This is a genomic window from Demequina sp. B12 (assembly GCF_028823635.1).
GTDB lineage: Bacteria > Actinomycetota > Actinomycetes > Actinomycetales > Demequinaceae > Demequina.
In genome coordinates this window covers 96,577-114,069 of sequence record NZ_JAPEHU010000002.1, presented here as the reverse complement: position 1 = coordinate 114,069, position 17,493 = coordinate 96,577, and the positions used below count along the sequence as shown (strand labels likewise).

Annotated in this window: 17 protein-coding genes and 1 tRNA gene; 5 read left to right on the top strand and 13 right to left on the bottom strand. The window is 65.7% G+C overall.

The genetic code is table 11. The annotated features are described in order from the left end of the window. Together ON058_RS05005 and ON058_RS05000 are read right to left on the bottom strand one after the other, a co-directional pair. The gene (locus ON058_RS05005) at positions 1 to 2,250 is read right to left on the bottom strand and encodes an ATP-dependent DNA helicase RecG (protein ID WP_274667936.1); all 2,250 of its coding nucleotides are present in this window, start codon (positions 2,248 to 2,250) and stop codon (positions 1 to 3) included. Continuing rightward, on the bottom strand, positions 2,247 to 3,767 hold the full coding sequence (locus tag ON058_RS05000; RefSeq protein WP_274667935.1) for a DAK2 domain-containing protein: 1,521 nt from the start codon (positions 3,765 to 3,767) through the stop codon (positions 2,247 to 2,249). The genes ON058_RS05005 and ON058_RS05000 overlap by 4 nt, the downstream gene beginning before the upstream one ends. Before the next feature lie 207 nt (positions 3,768 to 3,974). Here ON058_RS05000 and rpmB point away from each other — a divergent pair, with 207 nt between their 5' ends. Next, positions 3,975 to 4,166 carry a 50S ribosomal protein L28 gene (gene rpmB / locus ON058_RS04995; RefSeq protein ID WP_061962473.1) on the top strand — a complete coding sequence of 64 codons (192 nt, stop codon included), beginning with the start codon at positions 3,975 to 3,977 and terminating at the stop codon, positions 4,164 to 4,166. Between the two features lie 105 nt (positions 4,167 to 4,271). Here the strand turns inward: rpmB and ON058_RS04990 are convergent, their stop codons facing one another. Next, a complete protein-coding gene (locus ON058_RS04990; RefSeq protein ID WP_274667934.1) occupies positions 4,272 to 5,210 on the bottom strand; it encodes a thiamine-phosphate kinase in 939 nt (312 codons plus the stop codon). A 32-nt stretch (positions 5,211 to 5,242) separates the two neighbouring features. On the opposite strand from ON058_RS04990, the gene ON058_RS04985 reads away from it, so the two are divergent. Then, positions 5,243 to 5,707 carry a DUF3515 family protein gene (locus ON058_RS04985; protein ID WP_274667933.1) on the top strand — a complete coding sequence of 155 codons (465 nt, stop codon included), beginning with the start codon at positions 5,243 to 5,245 and terminating at the stop codon, positions 5,705 to 5,707. A 37-nt stretch (positions 5,708 to 5,744) separates the two neighbouring features. Here the strand turns inward: ON058_RS04985 and ON058_RS04980 are convergent, their stop codons facing one another. From ON058_RS04980 to murA, 4 genes are read right to left on the bottom strand one after another with little or no spacing between them, the layout of a single operon-like run. Beyond that, positions 5,745 to 6,836, bottom strand: a complete 1,092-nt coding sequence (locus ON058_RS04980; RefSeq protein WP_274667932.1) for a D-alanine--D-alanine ligase family protein — start codon at positions 6,834 to 6,836, stop codon at positions 5,745 to 5,747. Beyond that, positions 6,836 to 7,837, bottom strand: coding sequence for an NAD(P)H-dependent glycerol-3-phosphate dehydrogenase (locus ON058_RS04975; RefSeq protein WP_274667931.1), 1,002 nt, complete (start codon positions 7,835 to 7,837; stop codon positions 6,836 to 6,838). The genes ON058_RS04980 and ON058_RS04975 overlap by 1 nt, the downstream gene beginning before the upstream one ends. Then, positions 7,838 to 8,542, bottom strand: coding sequence for a 1-acyl-sn-glycerol-3-phosphate acyltransferase (locus tag ON058_RS04970; RefSeq protein ID WP_274667930.1), 705 nt, complete (start codon positions 8,540 to 8,542; stop codon positions 7,838 to 7,840). Between the two features lie 13 nt (positions 8,543 to 8,555). After that, a complete protein-coding gene (murA, locus tag ON058_RS04965) occupies positions 8,556 to 9,866 on the bottom strand; it encodes a UDP-N-acetylglucosamine 1-carboxyvinyltransferase (RefSeq protein WP_274667929.1) in 1,311 nt (436 codons plus the stop codon). A gap of 90 nt (positions 9,867 to 9,956) precedes the next feature. On the opposite strand from murA, the gene ON058_RS04960 reads away from it, so the two are divergent. Then, positions 9,957 to 10,850, top strand: coding sequence for a PfkB family carbohydrate kinase (locus ON058_RS04960; RefSeq protein WP_274667928.1), 894 nt, complete (start codon positions 9,957 to 9,959; stop codon positions 10,848 to 10,850). Here the strand turns inward: ON058_RS04960 and ON058_RS04955 are convergent. The 5 genes from ON058_RS04955 to leuC form a co-directional block, all read right to left on the bottom strand. After that, complete coding sequence (locus tag ON058_RS04955) at positions 10,812 to 11,528, bottom strand: nucleoside/nucleotide kinase family protein (RefSeq protein WP_274667927.1); 717 nt, start codon at positions 11,526 to 11,528, stop codon at positions 10,812 to 10,814. The genes ON058_RS04960 and ON058_RS04955 overlap by 39 nt on opposite strands. Then, on the bottom strand, positions 11,525 to 12,319 hold the full coding sequence (locus tag ON058_RS04950) for a CPBP family intramembrane glutamic endopeptidase (protein WP_274668406.1): 795 nt from the start codon (positions 12,317 to 12,319) through the stop codon (positions 11,525 to 11,527). Before ON058_RS04950 ends, ON058_RS04955 begins: the two co-directional genes overlap by 4 nt. A 181-nt stretch (positions 12,320 to 12,500) precedes the next feature. Beyond that, on the bottom strand, positions 12,501 to 13,796 hold the full coding sequence (locus tag ON058_RS04945; RefSeq protein ID WP_274667926.1) for an MATE family efflux transporter: 1,296 nt from the start codon (positions 13,794 to 13,796) through the stop codon (positions 12,501 to 12,503). 96 nt (positions 13,797 to 13,892) lie between these two features. Further along, positions 13,893 to 14,531: a 3-isopropylmalate dehydratase small subunit gene (gene leuD, locus ON058_RS04940; protein ID WP_274667925.1), complete on the bottom strand. Its 639-nt coding sequence runs from the start codon at positions 14,529 to 14,531 to the stop codon at positions 13,893 to 13,895. 11 nt (positions 14,532 to 14,542) lie between these two features. Next, the gene (leuC, locus tag ON058_RS04935; protein WP_274667924.1) at positions 14,543 to 15,976 is read right to left on the bottom strand and encodes a 3-isopropylmalate dehydratase large subunit; all 1,434 of its coding nucleotides are present in this window, start codon (positions 15,974 to 15,976) and stop codon (positions 14,543 to 14,545) included. Positions 15,977 to 16,035: 59 nt separating this feature from the next. On the opposite strand from leuC, the gene ON058_RS04930 reads away from it, so the two are divergent. Both ON058_RS04930 and ON058_RS04925 read left to right on the top strand, forming a co-directional pair. Next, positions 16,036 to 16,755 carry an IclR family transcriptional regulator gene (locus ON058_RS04930; RefSeq protein WP_274667923.1) on the top strand — a complete coding sequence of 240 codons (720 nt, stop codon included), beginning with the start codon at positions 16,036 to 16,038 and terminating at the stop codon, positions 16,753 to 16,755. Between the two features lies 1 nt (position 16,756). Further along, positions 16,757 to 17,239 (top strand): thiol-disulfide oxidoreductase DCC family protein, encoded by a 483-nt coding sequence (locus ON058_RS04925; RefSeq protein WP_274667922.1) that lies wholly within the window; start codon positions 16,757 to 16,759, stop codon positions 17,237 to 17,239. A 54-nt stretch (positions 17,240 to 17,293) separates the two neighbouring features. Here the strand turns inward: ON058_RS04925 and ON058_RS04920 are convergent. Then, positions 17,294 to 17,366 (bottom strand) — tRNA-Glu (locus ON058_RS04920). Positions 17,367 to 17,493: the final 127 nt, after the last annotated feature.

Below are 17,493 nucleotides of genomic sequence, written 5' to 3'. Positions count from 1 at the left end.
CTAGCCGCGGTCCAAGAACGCCTCGCGCTGCGGGTCGAGCCAGTCGGCAACTGCTCGCGCCAACACCGGGTGGTGCTCGAGAAGCGGGTCCTCCTCGATCAGGGCGTATGCGTCACGGCGAGCGTCCTCGATGAGCGTCGCGTCCTTGATGGCACGCAAGAGCCGCAACGACGATTTGCCCCCCGACTGCGAGGCTCCCAACACGTCACCTTCGCGCCGCAGCTCAAGGTCCCTCTCCGCTAACTCAAAGCCGTCAGTAGTGGCCGCGAGCGCATCGAGTCGTTCGCGAGCGACAGTGCCTTCCTGAGCGCGTGTCACCAGCAAACACAGCGACGGCAACGACGAACGCCCCACTCGACCGCGCAACTGGTGCAGCTGCGAGATTCCGAACCGCTCCGCGTCGAGCACCACCATCATGGTGGCTTCCGGAACATCCACGCCGACCTCAATGACTGTCGTTGACACCAATACCGGAGTGGCCCCTGACGCGAACCTGGCCATCGCGGCGTCCTTGTCTTCTGGAGCAAGCCGGCCATGCATGAGGCCGATGCTCACCCCAGCAAGCTCGGGGCGTGACGTCAGTTCGTCGACGGTTCCCGCGACCGATGCCAGGGGCACCTTGGGGTCCTCAGCGACCAGGGCATCGTCGATGTCCAGGGGTGTCGCGGACTCGCTCTGGTCCGAGTCAACGCTGCCTTCGATGGGGCCGTCGGCATCGTTGTCGTCGATGCGGGGAGCGACCACATACACGCGTCTACCCTGCGCGACTTCTTCTTTGACACGCTGCCAGGTGCGCGTCAGCCACGCTTCGTTGTCTGCGGGAACCAGGTGCGTCGTGATCTCTGCACGTCCGGCAGGGCGTTCGCTGAGCGTTGATGTTTCGAGGTCACCAAAGACTGTCATCGCGACCGTGCGCGGAATGGGCGTAGCCGTCATGACCAGCGTGTGAGGCGGGTGTTCGCCGCGATCCCGCAGCGCATCCCGTTGCTCTACTCCGAACCGGTGTTGCTCATCCACGACAACCAGGCCTAGGTCTGCGAACTGCACCGTCTCGCTCAGGAGTGCATGCGTGCCCACCACAATTCCTGCGGCACCGGAGGCTGCTTCCGCAAGCGCCTGGCGCTTCGCTGTGGCGCCAAGCGAGCCGGTCAGTAGTGCGATTCGTGTGGCACCGTCGGCACCACCGAGCATGCCTCCATCGGCCAGCGAGCCCATGAGGTTGCGCAAGGAACGTGCGTGTTGGGCGGCGAGCACTTCCGTAGGCGCCAGCAGCGCTGCCTGCCCGCCGGCATCCACCACTTGCAGCATGGCCCTCAAAGCGACCACGGTCTTGCCCGCGCCCACGTCGCCTTGGAGGAGCCGCAGCATCGGCTTGGAAGAAGCCAAGTCCGCGCTGATGTCACGTCCCACCGTGACCTGCCCGTCCGTCAACGGGAAGGGAAGCTGAGAGTCCAGCGCGTCCCGTAGCCCGTCGGCCACCTCAGGCCGTGGCACCGAACGCAGATGCTGGTGGGCGGCCCGCTTGCGCGCGAGCGCTGTTTGCAGCACGAAAGCTTCTTCACAACGGAGCCGGTCCTGACCTCGCTTCCAGTCGTCCGTCGTGTCCGGCACATGGACGAGCTGAAGGGCCTCACGCAGCGACGGCAGGCCGCGGCTCTCCAGCAGCGCAGCCGGTAGCGGATCAGGGACATCGTCTTCTGTGAGCGGATCCAGGACGGTACGCACGGACCGGCCGATGCGCCAGGTGGGGACCGCGGAACTGGCCGGGTACATGGGGATGGGGCGAGAGGCTTCAAGGACTGCCTGGTCCTCGCTGTCTGCATCGACACCCACGATGAGGTAGTCCGGATGAGTGAGTTGTCGGCGTCCGCGGTACTCCCCCACGGTGCCGGTAAACAGGCCCGTCCGGCCGGCACGCAACTTGTCTTCGTGCATGCGCAAGACTCCAGCGCGCTTGGCGAAGAACGTCAGTTGCAAGGTCTCGGAGCCGTCCGTGACGATCGCCTCAAGCATGGCTCCGCCACGTGAGCGCATTGAACGCACCTGCGCGGACCGCACCTGAGCCATGACAGTGACATGCTCGCCCAGATGGAGTTGACCGATGTTGGTCATCTCCCCTGGGGCGCCATACCGGCGCGGGTAGTGACGGACCAGGTCACCGACGGTCTCAACGCCGAGTTTGGCGAGGCCGTTGGCGGTGCGGGCACCCAAGACAGACTTGAGTGGCTCCCGCAGGCGATCGCTGGTCATGACGCGTCTGAAGCGCCGCGTTCCACACCGATCAGGACCGCAGGCGCATGGTGTCCTCCGCGGTACACATGAATGTCGGCGTACGGTGCCGCCGCGGGCACCGAGGTCTTCACCACTTCGGTCACCGCTTCCGGCACACCTGCCGCGAGGATCAGTGACACAACTTCCGCATCAGGGGTGATCATCGCGTCCACGTCCGCATCGAGCGCATCCGCGCTGGCACCACCCACGGAGGTGCGAGCGACCGCGGCAGCCATCTCCTGAGCGAGGTCCTGCCCCGGCGTCACGACTGCCGCCGCAGCAATGGCCGACACCACGTGAGCCTCATGGCTCGCCTCCACCACTGTCAATTGCGGCGTTTTCTTTCCGTTGCGGTGCGCAAGATCGAGCGCCACCGCCTTCAGGTGCGGGTGACCGGCCACGACGACCGCGGAAGCACCCGATGCATCCTTCACCGCACGCTTGAGCGCCCGCTTGCTCAGCCCCGACGGCTCGGGAACCACCAACACCACCGCTCCGGCATCGGCGAGCGGCTCCGCCAGCCCCGGGCATGTGGTCAACGCGACCACGCCAGTCGACGAGCGGTCCGCATCATGCGCGACGCTGATGTTGCGCACGATGATCTGGTGGGCGTGCGTCGCAATGCCGTGCTCGACCGCCTGCGCTGGCACGTCGGTGTGGACGTGCGCCTGCCACAGGTGGTGTGCGCCAGTGACAGCGACAGAATCGCCCAGGGTCTGCAGTTCCCCCGTGAGCGCTTCACGGATGTCCTCCGTGTCTTGCGCCACGAACATGACCTCGTAGGCCCCGCCGTGATGGTCGTGCACGTCATGCGCGGTGACCTTGAGATCGTGATCGCTCAACTCCCAGGGAACTTCCTCAAAGTCGGCAAGCGCACTCTCCCCCGCCATCGTTTCCGCGAGCATCTCGAGTTGGAGCACCAGGCCCGCAGCACCGGCATCGACGACGCCGGCTTCCTTCGCGTGCGGTAGCTCGTCGTGGGTACGCACCAGCGCGGCGCGCGCAGCCACCACGGCCTCAATGACCGTGGCATCCCTGGAGGCACCCGAGTCGGCCGCGCTCCGCGCGCCTTCCGCAGCGCAACGCGCCACGGTCAAGATGGTGCCCTCCACCGGTGACCCCACCGCCTGGTAGGCGGACGATGCTGCCTCTTCCAACGCTGCCGCAATCGCCTTGGACTTCGCCCCCGTCAAGCCGCCATGAGAGTCAAGCGACGACAGGAAAGACGTGAGGTACTGGCTCACAATGACGCCAGAGTTGCCACGCGCCCCCAGCAACGCGCCGCGCGTAAACGCAGCGACCACTTCGCGATGAGTCGCCGTCTCCGGCAGCTTCGCCACCGCCCGGTTTCCCTCCTGAAGCGTCAGGTACAGGTTGGTCCCGGTATCCGAGTCGGGAACCGGAAAGACGTTGATGGAATCGAGCCGACCACGTGCACGCTTCACCGCTGCAGCCCCCGAAGAAAGCCAGCGTCGAAGATCGGTCGATTCAGCCATCAGTCCCTTTGCTATCAGCGGCGTCACAGTTGTGGCACCCAGGCCTCTATGCTGTCATGTGCCCCTGACACCCCTGTGTGGCACACGCGGCGTTTGCTGTGGGAGCAACTGTCAGATACTCTAGTGCGGTTGCCCGAACACACCGGGCTCATAAATGTGGCGCTCCGCAGTACCCGTGGACGCGCAAAGACACCAAGGAGAACTATCGTGGCTGCCAACTGCGACGTCTGCGGCAAGGGACCGTCCTTCGGTCACTCCATCTCGCACTCGCACCGCCGCACCAAGCGTCGCTGGAACCCGAACATCCAGCGCGTTCGTGCCGTGGTTGCAGGTACCCCCAAGCGGGTCAACGTGTGCACCTCGTGCCTCAAGGCAGGCAAGGTGCAGCGCGCCGTCTAAGGCGTACTCAACGAAAGAAGCGGGCGATTCCCCTCGGGGACGCCCGCTTTTTCGTGCCTGCGGAAGGCGCGGGCCCCACATGGGGCAGCCACCTCCCGCCCTCACTCACCCAAAGTGGTCCCATCCCTGCACCGCAGGTGCTGCACCATCAATCAGCAACGTCGGCTCACCCGCGGTGACCTGACCGATGACTGTCCAGCCGGCCGGCACCGCTGACTCCCGTGGGAAACACCCCAGCATGTGGTGGTCCTCACCGCCCCCCAGCGCCCACGCCAACGCGTCCTCACCCAGCACCTGGGCCGTGAACGCGGCTGCCTCATGAACCGGGACAGCCCCAGAATCCACACTGATCTGCACCTGAGAAGCCCGCGCAATCCGCTCCGCGTCACGCACCAGCCCGTCTGACAGATCCATCATCGCTGTCACACCGTGCAGCGCGGCCTCCAGCCCCGCCCCAATGCGCGGTTGCGGCCTCAAAAACAGCTCGATCGCCTCCGGCGCATCCCGCCTGCCAGCATCGAGCAGCGCCAACCCCGCACGCGCCGCACCCAACGGCCCCGACACCGCCACAATGTCCCCCACCTCAGCATCGGCGCGTGTCACCGGCTCGACGCCGTGCGTCTCACCCAACGCAGTGACCGCCACCACGATGTGGTCACTCGACGACAGATCTCCACCGATGACCCCCACGCCATGGGGCTCGCACGCTTTGCGCAGGCCGTCGGAGAAGCTCAAGACCCACTCGACCTCCAGGTCACCTGGGAGCGCGAGCGAGATCTCCAACGCGGTCGCGACCGCGCCCATCGCGTCAATGTCCGCGAGATTCTGCATCGCAGCCCTGAAACCCACGTCCTCGCCCGTGGACCATGCGCGGCGGAAGTGGCGATCCTCCACCAGCATGTCCGCTGACACCACCAAGTGGCCGTCGACACCCATCACGGCGGCATCGTCCCCCGGGCCCAGGATCGTGGCGTCAGACTCCGGAAGTCGGGGCGCGAACAAAGCGATGAGTTGGTCCTCAGAGAGGTCACTGATGCGGGTCATGGAACGAGGGTAGCCACCATTACGCTTGAGTCATGCGCCGCCACGTCTCTCTCGCCGCGCTCGGCACCCTCAGCGCACTCGCTCTCACCGCGTGTGCGCACCCGCTGGTCGTGGACCCAGCCGAATACGCATCCGACCCCGATTGCGCCCAGGTCATGTTGGCCATCCCCACCGTCGTGGGCGGACTCGAACAGCGTGGCACCACCTCCCAAGCCACCCAAGCCTGGGGAGAAGACTTCCCGATCGTGGCGCGCTGCGGCGTGGAGCCGCCTGGCCCCACCACAGACCCCTGCATCTCGGTGGCGACGGCGTCTGCGGATGTGGACTGGCTCGTGACAGAAGAGGACGACATGTGGGTGGCGGTCACGTTTGGCCGGTCCCCCGCGCTCGAACTGACGGTGCCCACGGTGCGCGCGGACGATGCCATCACGGAAATCCTCGCGGCGGTCTCGACGGCTGCGGCGCGCGCGCCGCACAACAACCTCGAATGTCGCTAACGCTGGTCCGAGCCACAAGGCGCGGGCCGCAACTTCTCTAGCGCAAGCCCAGAGGGCGGTGCAGCGCGGTCTGAAGCAACGTTTCTACCAGCTCGGGGAAAGACTTCCCCGCCGCCGCCCACATGCGGGGGTACTGGCTGGTGGGAGTGAACCCAGGCATCGTGTTGATTTCGTTCACCGTGATGGTGCCGTCCTCACCGAGGAAAACATCGACGCGCGCGAGTCCTTCCGCCCCTACCGCGCGGAATGCCCGCAACGCGATGTCACGCACCCGCGCCGCGGTGTCCTCGTCAAGGTCGTCCGCCATACGCAGGACAATCGCATCGGCGTCCAGGTACTTCGCTTCAAAATCGTAGAAGTCGTGGTCCCCACCGGTGATGATCTCGCTGGCGCCGGAAGCGACCGGGCCGTCCAGAGTCTCCAGCACCGCCGTCTCGATCTCGCGTCCCAGCACCGCCTGCTCGATGAGCACCTTGGGGTCATGCTTGACGGCGTCGGCCAGTGCCGCCGGCAAGGTCGCGAGGTCCGTCACCTTGCTGATCCCCATCGACGAACCGGCGCGGGCGGGCTTCACAAACACAGGCAGGCCCAATGCCTCGACCTGGGCCATTCGATCGGCCACGGAGTCGCCGCGCAGCAAAGTGACGTCTGGCGTCACTGGCAGGCCTGCGTCGCGGAAGGCAGCCTTCATGAACTGCTTGTCCATCCCGGCTGCGGACGCCAACACTCCGGAGCCCACATAGCGAACGTCAACGAGTTCAAGCGCGCCCTGCACGGTGCCGTCTTCGCCCCACGGGCCGTGGAGCAGCGGGAACACTACATCGACGTGCGCCAGGTCTTCCACGACGCCGTCTTCGCTGAGGGTGCGCCACAGGTTGTCACCGGCACGCGCAGGGGGCACCACCGTGGAACCCTTGTCCGCCACCGTTGGCATGTGGCCGTCCGTGAGCTGCCAGTCCGCGGGATCGTCGCTGACGTGGACCCAACGACCCTCAGCGGTGATGCCGACGGCCACCACGTTCCACCGGTCGCGGTCGATGGCACCCAACACACCCCCAGCCGTGACACAGGACACGCCGTGCTCGGACGAACGCCCGCCGAACAGGACCAGAACAGTCTGGTCCGCCATTAGGAAACCTCCGCCTTGCGCGGGCGTGACAGCAACGAGGTGATGACGTCCGCGATGGGATCGCCGTCATGCAACATCCGAACAACCGAATCGCAAATGGGGACGTCCACGCCGTACTGACGGGCCAACTCCTGAATAGACAGCGACGTCTTCACACCCTCTGCCGTGCCACCCGTGCGGGCCAGAGCGTCGTCGAGCGATAGCCCGGCGCCCACGTAGGCGCCCAAGGTGTGGTTGCGTGACAGCGGCGATGCACACGTGGCGATGAGGTCACCCATGCCCGCAAGTCCCGAGAACGTGTCCGGATGCGCCCCCACGGCGGTGCCAAGCCGAGTGATCTCCGCCAGGCCGCGCGTAATGACTGTCGCGGTGGTGTTGTGACCGTAGCCCAGGCCGTCGGTGGCGCCCACGCCTACCGCCACGACGTTCTTGAACGCGCCACACAACTCGACGCCGACCAGGTCCGTGTTGGTGTACGGCCGGAAGTACGCCGATGCTGTGGCCCCGGCAACGAGTTCCGTTGCGGCACGGTTGGCGCCGGCAACGACGGTTGCGCACGGCTGTCGGGCAGCGATCTCGCGAGCCAGGTTGGGACCTGATACGACCGTCATCCGTTCGGGCTCAATGTCCCACAGCTCCGTCAGCACCTCACTCATGCGTTTGTGGGTGCCGACTTCGATACCCTTCATGAGCGACACGACGACGGCACTACGAGGGATCAGGGGCTTCCAGTCCGCGACGATCGTGCGCAACTTCTGCGCGGGAAGCGCCACCACCACAATGTCCGCGTCAGCGAGTGCGGCTTCGATGTCGGTAGTGGCGTGGATTCCTGACGGCAGCGGAAGGTCCGGCAAGAAACGCTGGTTGATGTGTTCGGTGTTGATCTGTTCAGCGACGTCCTCGTCACGTCCCCACAACGACACCTGCGTGCCAGCATCGGTCAAAACGGCGGCAAAGGTGGTTCCCCAGGCACCTGCTCCAAGCACGGCGGCCTTGGTCATCTACTTGCCTTCCTTCTTGTCGTTGCGTGAGTCATAGGGTTCCGCGGGCGGTGTTTCGCCGCGCAACTCCCCCACCATTGTGGTCAACGTTGCCATGATGCGATCCGTCGCGCCACGCAACGCCTCGATCCCCACGTCACCGGTACGGAAATCGTCCAAGTCAATCGGTGGCCCGGCCTTCATCTTCACGAGTTTGGGTGGGATCAGGCTGGGTTTCTTGCCGTAGGGGGCGAGAAGCTGGTGGGCCCCCCACTGCGCGATCGGGATGACCGGCACGTTGTGGTCCAGCGCCATGCGGGCAGCACCTGTGCGCCCTTTCATGGGCCATAGATCTGGGTCACGGGTCAACGTGCCCTCAGGGAACACCGCAATGGAGTCGCCGCGTTGGAGCAGCTTGACGGCCGCATCGACCGCGTCCTTTGCTTTCGCGGAGCCGCGGTGCACCGGAACCTGGTCCAGGCCCTTCAGTCCCCGTCCAGCCAGGGGGATGTCAAACAGCGACGCCTTGGCGAGGAAGTGGGGCGCGAACCCGTGGTCGTACAGGAAGTGTGCGAGCGTGAACGGGTCGGCATAGGTGGCGTGGTTGGACACCGCAATGAAGCCTTGGTCCTGAGGAAGGTTCTCCCCTCCCGACCACTCGCGCCGGGTGACACCCATCAGCAGGGGCTTGACGAAGAAAGCGGCGGTTTTGAAGCCGCCTGGCATACGGGGCGCCACGTCAGTCGATCACCGCACCAAGCGCGGCAAGCTTGCCCCGGAAGTTCTCGTAACCGCGGTCAATGATGCCGATGTTGGTGACGGTGGAGGTGCCTTCTGCCGCGAGCGCAGCAATCAGGTAGGAGAAGCCGCCACGGAGGTCAGGGACCTCGATCTCTGCTGCACGCAAAGGCGTGGGGCCGGAGATCACGGCGGAGTGTTTGAAGTTCAGTTGGCCGAACCGGCACTGCTTGTCTCCCAAGCATTCGCGGAACAACTGCACCTGGGCGCCCATCTGGTTGAGGGCGGAGGTGAAGCCCAGCCGGTTCTCGTACACCGTTTCGTGGACGATGCTGAGTCCGGTTGCTTGCGTCAGCGCCACGACGAGGGGCTGCTGCCAGTCCGTCATGAAGCCCGGGTGGACGTCGGTCTGAAGCGCGATGGACTTCAGTTCGCCGCCGGGGTGGAAGAAGCGGATGCCGTCAGGCGTCACCTCGAACTCACCGCCCACCTTGCGGAACGTGTTCAGGAACGAACCCATGTGCCGCTGCTGGGCGCCGCGCGCAAAGATGTCGCCGCCGGTCGCGAGCGCGGCAGATGCCCACGAGCCCACCTCGATACGGTCGGCCAACGCCACGTGGTCGAAGCCCTTGAGGGCCGCCACACCTTCGATGGTGATGGAGCGGTCCGTGTCCACGGAAATGATCGCGCCCATCTTCTGGAGCGTGTCGATGAGGTCTTTGATTTCGGGTTCGACGGCGGCGTTGTGCAGCGTCGTGATGCCTTCAGCCATGACCGCGGTGAGCAGCAGCTGTTCGGTGGCGCCCACGGAGGGGTAGCTGAGTTCGTGCTTGATGCCCTTGAGTCCGTGCGGGGCGGTGAGGTGCAAACCGTCTGCGCCCTCGTCGACGACCGCACCGAACTTCTTGAGGATTTCCAGGTGGAAGTCGATGGGCCGGTCGCCGATGCGGCAGCCACCAAGGTCGGGGATCACCGCGCTACCCAGACGGTGCAGGAGAGGTCCGCACAACAGGATGGGGATACGGGACGAGCCGGCGTGCTGCGCGATATCCACGGCGTCCGCGGACGTCAGGTTCGCGGTGTCCATGACCAAGACTCCGGACTCCACGTCGTAGTCCACTCCCACGCCGTGCAGTGACAGGAGCGAGGAAACGATCTCCACGTCACGGATCTGGGGGACGTTACGCAGTGTGGATGTGGTGGAGCCCAGCAGTGCGGCCACCATCGCCTTGGACACGAAGTTCTTCGCACCACGGACGTGGACCTCACCGTTCAGAGCGCGCCCACCGGTCACGCGAATTGAGTCGGTCATGTCTCTATCGTGCCTTATGCCCGTGCGCTCCTTGCGCATCTGAGGCAGTTGTCCACAGTCGGTGAACAGCCGGCATGGGAGGATCGCCGCATGGATTCTCCTCGGTTGGGTGTGCTCTGTGCGGGTCTCACGACTCTGGATGTCGTACATCTGGTGGATGCCGTTCCACCCGCCAACCTCAAGGTGGCGTCGCGTGACTTCTTCATGGCTGCGGGTGGTCCCGCCGCCAACGCGGCCGTGGCATCGGCCCATTGCGGTTCCCCCACGACCCTGGTGACGGCCCTGCCGCCCCACCCCCTCACGGATGTGATCGTGAGCGACCTCACCGATTGCGGAGTCGACGTTGACATCGCGGATCACACACTCAGCGGACCGCCGCTGACAGCCGCCATCATGATCACGGCCTCCACGGGCGAGCGTGCCGTGGTTTCGCCCACGAGCGCCGCGACAGACGTGCCCGCAACGCCGCCACAGTGGGACGCCGCGTCATTGGTCCAAGACGCGGGGGCGGTCCTGATCGATGGCTATCACCGGCATCTGTCGGTACCGCTGGCGTGTGCAGCCCAGGAACGTGGCGTTCCGGTGGTGCTCGATGCCGGCTCCTACAAGCACTACACCCCTGAACTCGTGAAGGTCACCGATATCGCGGTCGTCAGTGACGACTTCCGGTTCCCGGACTCCCCTGGCGACCCGCACGACACCCTCGAAAGGCTCATGGCAGCGGGTGTGAGCGCCGCTGTGGTCACTCGGGGACACCGGCCGATGCTCCTGCAACACGGAGATGACCTTCCCGTGGAGATTCCCGTCACCCCGGTACCAGTGGTGGACACCCTGGGCGCGGGCGACTTTTTGCACGGCGCACTCGCGCACCGCATCGCCACGCTCGGCTTCGCACCCGAGCGCCTGGCCGACGACCTCGCATACGCGTCACAGGTCGTCGGACGTTCACTCGGGTCGTTCGGCACCCGCGCCTGGCTGGGGTAACTGCTCCCCCGTCACCACCCGGTCCGCCCCTGCACGGGTGGCCCGCACCACCGCATCGTTGTCCCGGTCTACCGAGTCGACCCAGGCAACCGCAGCATCGGCCTCACGACCCGTCGCGACCCGTCTGTCGATGAGCCGCTGACGCGTCACCTCCCATGGCACGTCGAGGAACCATGCTTCATCGAGATATGCGCCGATGCCCGCCCACGGCTCGTCCTTGAGCAACAGATAGTTGCCCTCGACAATGACCACTGCGGCCTGAGGCGGCACGCTCATCCCGTGTGCGACAACGTCGTGACGCTCCCGGTCATAGGTGGGCCACGGCACAGCCGCACGGTGAGGCTCACGCACAGCCGCGAGCGCGCCCTTCAACGCCTCAACATCGAACGTGTCCGGCGCACCCTTGCGATGCGCCAGCCCGCGTTCACGGAGCACGTCCGCGCTGAAGTGAAACCCATCCATCGGCGCCACGACTGCAGGGAAGCCCCCGTCGCTGATCTGCTGTGCCCACAGCGCCGCGGTCGTGGACTTCCCCGCACCCGGCGGTCCCGCGACCCCGATGACCACGGTGCGCCCCAACGAGGCAGAGCGGCGTGCCCACATCACCAACGCATCAAGCGGTCCCAAGCGATGCAGCGGCGGCACAGGGGAAGCCCTCGCGGCACTGTCCCCCGTCATGGTGCGGTCACAAAGATGTCGAACAACTCGGGCCGGCGTGCGTGCACCAGGGCCGCGAACACCACCGCATCAAACAACAGATGCACCGCCACCACATAGCTGAGGGACTTGGACTTCACAAACAACCATGCTTGCACCAACGCGAACGGAATGGTGAGGGCGGGACCCCACTCCCGGTACCCCAACTCCCACAAGAAGGAGACGAACACGATCGACTGCAACACATTCGCCAGCCACAACGGGAAATGCCTGAGTAGCAGCGCAAACACCGTGCAAATGAAGAACAACTCGTCCCAGATTCCCACGGCGTTCACGCCCAGGAACAGGCGCCACACATCGGTGTCACCGCTCAAGTCAGGCCAGTTCAGGTACGCGCCGGAACCGATGAAGTAGTACGGCAACACCAGGTAGCCCACCACGAGCGTCACCGCCAGGTACACCCACTGGCCCCGCGTCCACTTCTTCCCCGTCCGCACAGGGAACCTGACCGCACCATGACCGCGCCACCACCGTGCCAGCGCCCACGGCACCAGCACCGCCAGGCTGAGCGCCACGGCAAACCGCGCAATCCCCGCATTGGAGAGGTCCGCCTGCAACGAGATCGCGGAAATGATGACCTGACCCGCCGCGATGAGCGTGAGGTCCTTGGCGAGCTCCCGGTCCACCCACCACGCCAGGGCAACACCCAGCAGCAGCGGCAGATAGCCCGCGGGACGGACGTGGACAGCAAAGAGCAAGACGGCAGCGCCGCACACCAGAAGGGCCGATGCGACACGCAAGACATCGCGCATCGTCAGGCTGACCGCGGTGTCGGTGCCGCTGACAGAAGTCGGGGACATGGGGGCCAGCATGGCACGGCCTGACGGTGCGGCGGTGACGCGATGCGCGGGCGGCGGTGCGGAGGCACGGCGGTGCGACGGTGCGCAGTGCGACGGTCAACGGGCGTTGCACTGCCCACGGACCGCTCACCCGTTAGGTTCCGCTGGCGACTTTTCGAGTCAGGCGCGGATATGCAGCGCCCAAGGTGACCTGGCGGACCACGTTGAGGGTGAGGAAACTGGTCCACACGATGCCGTTAGTGAGCCCTCCGGAGGTTCCGGCGCTGATCAGCACCATGGGCACGAACACCCCCAGCACTGATACCGCCATCGCACCGAACATCAGCCCCGCTTGACCGGCGCCCAAGTAGACCCCGTCGAACCAGTAGGCCCCCCACGACAGCAATGGCAGCAGCGCAATCCACGGCCAATACTCCAGGGCAGTCGATCTCACGTCTGGCAGGTCCGTCAACAACGTTAGGATGACGCCTCTCCCCAGCCAGAACACCAGCGTGAGCCCTACACCGATCACAGCCATGGGGATGGCGGTCGCAATGACAGAGGCATGGAACTGGGGCACGTCCCCGGCGCCCGCCGCGTGAGAGACCAGTGCCTCCGCGGCATTGGCATACCCATCCAGTGCATACGAGGCCAGGTTCATCATTTGGAGCATGATGGCGTTCGCCGCCAAGACTTCCGGCCCAAAGTACGAGCCCACCGAGGCCACGAACGTGACCACTCCGGTCAGCAACGCCGTGCGTCCCATAAGCGAACCATTGAACTTCAAGAGCGTGGTCCAGCCTTGGCGCAGGCTGCGGTCCCGCCAGTCGCGGAAGGTCTGCCGCTGGGTGGGGGTGAGCTTCCGCCACAGCAAGATGAGCGCCAATGCGGCTCCGATGAGTTCCGAACCGAACGTGCCCCAAGCGGCCCCCTGAGCCCCGTATCCGAGCGCACCCACCAAGATGAGGTCCAGCACAATGTTCGCGACTGCCTGGGTGCTCGCGATCACGAGCGGAATGCGCGTGTTCTTAGCCCCAATGAAGTAGCCCGAGACCACCAGCGCGAGCAGCATCGCCGGCAGGCTCATGCCGCGAATCAGCGTGTACGCGATCGCCGCATCCCGTGCGGGGCCCGCGGGTGCCAGCACGTGAAGAATGGCCGGAACCACTACCCACATGACCACCAGCCACACTGCGGCCATGGCCAAGGCCAACCCCAAAGCCCGCTGGACGTGACGGACCGCTCCGGGAGCGTCGGCCCGTCCCAAAGACCGTCCCACCAAGGAGGTGGTGCCGGTACGCAGGAACGCGAAGATCCAAAACAGCGTCGACACGACGGCTGCACCTAGGCCCACAGCGCCGATGTCCGTGGCAGTCGCAAAGTGGCCCAACGCTGCGGTGTCCACCAGGCCTGCTAGGGGCACGGCCACATTGGAAGCGATGGCGGGCAACGCAAGCGACGCCGCGGCCCGGTGCGGAAGCGGCCGGGCGACGCGACGTCGCTGAGCGGTGTCGTTGCTCGTGATGAGCTCCGTTCTTACAAAGAGTTACTGCGCTGGACGCGCAGCGACGACCTCCTGCTTGGGTTCAGTCTTGGCAGGAAGGGTCTTGGGACGCCATGCGGAGCGGGTTGCCTCAAAGGCTGTGATGTCTTCTTCATTCTGAAGGGTCAGACCGATGTCATCCAAACCTTCCATGAGACGCCACCGGACGTAGTCGTCGATCTCGAAGGGCACGGTGATGTCGCCGCACGTAACGGTGCGGTCTTCGAGCGAGACGGTGATCTCCTTGCCGGGCTCGGCCTCGAGGGCCTTCCACAGCAGTTCGATGTCGCTTTGCTCCACGACCGCGGCCAGCAGACCCTGCTTGCCGGAGTTGCCGCGGAAGATGTCCGCGAAACGGCTGGCGATGACCACGCGGAAGCCGTAGTCCTTCAGCGCCCACACTGCGTGCTCACGCGAAGATCCGGTACCGAAGTCGGGGCCGGCCACCAGAACCGAGCCGGCCTTGTATGCCGGCTGGTTCAGGATGAACGACTCGTCACCGCGCCAGGCGGCGAACAGGGCGTCGTCGAAGCCCGTCTTGGTGACGCGCTTGAGGTAGACGGCGGGGATGATCTGGTCGGTGTCGACGTTCGAACGACGCAGCGGAACACCGATGCCAGTGTGAGTGGTGAACTTTTCCATGGCGGCGCTCCTTACGCGTCAGCGCCGACGAGCACGTCGACGTCTGCCAGGTCGGCGGGGCTGGACAGGGTGCCGCGCACAGCCGTGGCTGCAGCGACGAGAGGGCTGACCAGGTGGGTACGTCCACCCTTGCCCTGACGGCCTTCGAAGTTACGGTTCGAGGTCGAGGCGCTACGCTCCTGCGGCTTCAACTGGTCGGGGTTCATACCCAGGCACATGGAGCAGCCGGCGTTACGCCATTCCGCACCAAAGTCGATGAAGACCTTGTCGAGGCCTTCAGCTTCTGCCTGCAGGCGGACTCGAGCGGACCCCGGCACCACCAGGAAGCGGGTGTTCGGCGCCTTGGTGCGGCCCTGGATGATTTCTGCAGCAGCGCGCAGGTCCTCGATACGACCGTTGGTGCACGAACCCAAGAACACGGTGTCGATCTCGAGTGAGCGCAGCGGCTGTCCGGGAGTGAGGCCCATGTACTTCAGGGCGTTCTCTGCGGCTTCGCGCTGGTCGGCGTCGGCGATCTCGTCCGGGTTGGGAACGTTGGCGCTCAGCGGCAGACCCTGACCAGGGTTGGTGCCCCAGGTGACGAAGGGCTCCAGGTCCGCGGCTTCGAGGTTGACCTCGGTGTCGAAGGCGGCGTCTTCGTCGGTGACGAGGGTCTTCCAGTAATCGACGGCCTCGTCCCAGTCGGCGCCTTCGGGTGCGTGAGGGCGGCCCTGCACGTAGTCGAAGGTGGTCTGGTCGGGGGCGATCAGACCTGCACGGGCACCGGCTTCGATGGACATGTTGCACACGGTCATGCGTGCTTCCATCGACAGGCTCTTAATGGCATCGCCCCGGTACTCCAGGACGTAGCCCTGGCCGCCGCCGGTGCCGATCTTCGCGATCACGGCGAGGATGATGTCCTTGGCCGTGGTGCCTTCCGGCAGTTCACCGTTGACGTTGATCGCCATGGTCTTGAACGGCTTCAGGGGCAGGGTCTGGGTGGCGAGCACGTGCTCGACCTCAGAGGTGCCGATGCCGAACGCCAGGGCGCCGAACGCGCCGTGCGTGGAGGTGTGCGAGTCGCCGCAGACCACGGTCATGCCGGGCATCGTCAGTCCCAGCTGGGGGCCAACGACGTGCACGACGCCCTGGTCGGCGTCGCCCAGCGAGTGCAGGCGGATGCCGAACTCCTTGGCGTTGTTGCGCAGGGTGTCGATCTGGGTGCGGCTGGTGAGGTCCGCGATCGGCTTGTCGATGTCGAGCGTGGGGGTGTTGTGGTCCTCAGTCGCAATGGTGAGGTCCGGGCGGCGGACCTGACGTCCGGCCAGGCGCAGGCCCTCGAATGCCTGCGGGCTGGTGACCTCGTGGCACATGTGCAAGTCAATGTAGATGAGGTCCGGCGCGCCGCCCTCTCCCTTACGGACCAGGTGGCTGGCCCACAGCTTTTCAGCGAGCGTGGTTCCCATATCTACCTCTCTACCTCCAGATGTTCACATCTCACGATGTGAGACGCTAGTATCGCTCTATGGACAATCATAGCGGCGTTGGCGTAGTAGACAAGACCGCGGCCATTCTGGGGGCCCTCGAGAAGGGCCCCGCCACCCTGGCCGAGCTCGTCACCGCCACCCACCTCGCCCGCCCCACCGTGCATCGGCTCGCCTTAGCACTGGAGCACCACCACCTTCTGGGGCGCGACAGCAACGGTGCGTTTGTCCTGGGACCACGCTTTGCACAACTGGCCGCCACCGTGGGCGAAGACCGCCTGGTCTCCGCCGCCATGCCAGTGCTCACCACCTTGCGCGACCGCACCGGCGAATCCAGCCAGCTCTACCGACCTCACGGGGAACAACGCATCTGCATCGCCGCCGTCGACCGGCCTGTGGGTCTACGCGACTCCATCCCTGTGGGCACCACCATGACCATGCACGCAGGATCCGCGGCGCAAGTCCTGCTGGCATGGGCCGAACCGGAACGCATGCATGCCGGACTCGCAGGATCAGCGTTCTCGGCATCCGATCTGGAACGGGTGCGCGAACGCGGCTACGCGGAAAGCGCGGGAGAACGCGAATCCGGGGTGTCGTCTGTATCCGCGCCCGTGTGGGGAACCGCGGGAACCGTCATCGCCGCCGTCTCCATCTCCGGCCCCATCGAGCGGCTCACCTCACACCCCGCAGGCGAACACGCCGCAGCCGTGACCGACGCCGCCCGGCAACTCAGCGACGTCCTACGCCGCACCGAGCACTAACGTGGCCGAGTCCAGTCACGACCAGCGGGGACCCGCACCCCGGCCCATCGTGGTGTTCGACGGCGACTGCGGCCTGTGCAATGGCTTTGTCGCCTGGCTGATCCGGCGCGACCCCCACGGACGCTTTCTCATTGCAGGCTCGGCGGGTTCCGTTGGCACGGCCACGCTCGCGGCAAAGGGACTGCCTGCCCAGATCGCCCACTCCACCCTGGTGGTCGCCACACCCGCGGGCGCAGCGCTACGGTCCGATGCCGTCCTCACGGTGCTCGCCGGACTGGCCTGGCCGTGGCGCGTTGTGGGCACCTGCGGACGGGCAGTTCCCCGGCGGCTTCGCAACGGGATCTACGACTGGATTGCGGCCCGGCGGCCGCGCAGGCCCGCGAAGGATTCGGCGTGCGGCACTCCCCCGCCCGCACTCGTCACACAATGGCGTGCACGCTTGGCGACCATGGAGGATGTCCGAGCCCTCGCATCGGCCTCATGACTGGGCCTGAGAACGAAAAAACTCCCCACCGTAACCGGTGAGGAGTTTTGTCCGTAGCCCCGACGGGATTCGAACCCGCGCTACCGCCTTGAGAGGGCGGCGTGCTAGGCCGCTACACAACGGGGCCCCTAGCTGTCCATTCACCGTCACGGTGCCTGGCGCGAGATAAGACTCTACAGCATGGAGAGCGCATTTCGCTAATCGCCCTCGCGGCCGATGCGTCTCACCCTCACGGCCGATGCGCCCCCGGTGCC

What these genes read in the sequence shown, in the direction of transcription:
- ON058_RS05005 (WP_274667936.1), bottom strand. Translation starts at nt 2,250, where the DNA reads ATGACCAGCGATCGCCTGCGGGAGCCACTCAAGTCTGTCTTGGGTGCC.
- ON058_RS05000 (WP_274667935.1), bottom strand. Translation starts at nt 3,767, where the DNA reads ATGGCTGAATCGACCGATCTTCGACGCTGGCTTTCTTCGGGGGCTGCA.
- ON058_RS04990 (WP_274667934.1), bottom strand. Translation starts at nt 5,210, where the DNA reads ATGACCCGCATCAGTGACCTCTCTGAGGACCAACTCATCGCTTTGTTC.
- ON058_RS04985 (WP_274667933.1), top strand. Translation starts at nt 5,243, where the DNA reads ATGCGCCGCCACGTCTCTCTCGCCGCGCTCGGCACCCTCAGCGCACTC.
- ON058_RS04980 (WP_274667932.1), bottom strand. Translation starts at nt 6,836, where the DNA reads ATGGCGGACCAGACTGTTCTGGTCCTGTTCGGCGGGCGTTCGTCCGAG.
- ON058_RS04975 (WP_274667931.1), bottom strand. Translation starts at nt 7,837, where the DNA reads ATGACCAAGGCCGCCGTGCTTGGAGCAGGTGCCTGGGGAACCACCTTT.
- ON058_RS04970 (WP_274667930.1), bottom strand. Translation starts at nt 8,542, where the DNA reads ATGCCAGGCGGCTTCAAAACCGCCGCTTTCTTCGTCAAGCCCCTGCTG.
- murA (WP_274667929.1), bottom strand. Translation starts at nt 9,866, where the DNA reads ATGACCGACTCAATTCGCGTGACCGGTGGGCGCGCTCTGAACGGTGAG.
- ON058_RS04960 (WP_274667928.1), top strand. Translation starts at nt 9,957, where the DNA reads ATGGATTCTCCTCGGTTGGGTGTGCTCTGTGCGGGTCTCACGACTCTG.
- ON058_RS04955 (WP_274667927.1), bottom strand. Translation starts at nt 11,528, where the DNA reads ATGACGGGGGACAGTGCCGCGAGGGCTTCCCCTGTGCCGCCGCTGCAT.
- ON058_RS04950 (WP_274668406.1), bottom strand. Translation starts at nt 12,319, where the DNA reads ATGCGCGATGTCTTGCGTGTCGCATCGGCCCTTCTGGTGTGCGGCGCT.
- leuD (WP_274667925.1), bottom strand. Translation starts at nt 14,531, where the DNA reads ATGGAAAAGTTCACCACTCACACTGGCATCGGTGTTCCGCTGCGTCGT.
- leuC (WP_274667924.1), bottom strand. Translation starts at nt 15,976, where the DNA reads ATGGGAACCACGCTCGCTGAAAAGCTGTGGGCCAGCCACCTGGTCCGT.
- ON058_RS04930 (WP_274667923.1), top strand. Translation starts at nt 16,036, where the DNA reads ATGGACAATCATAGCGGCGTTGGCGTAGTAGACAAGACCGCGGCCATT.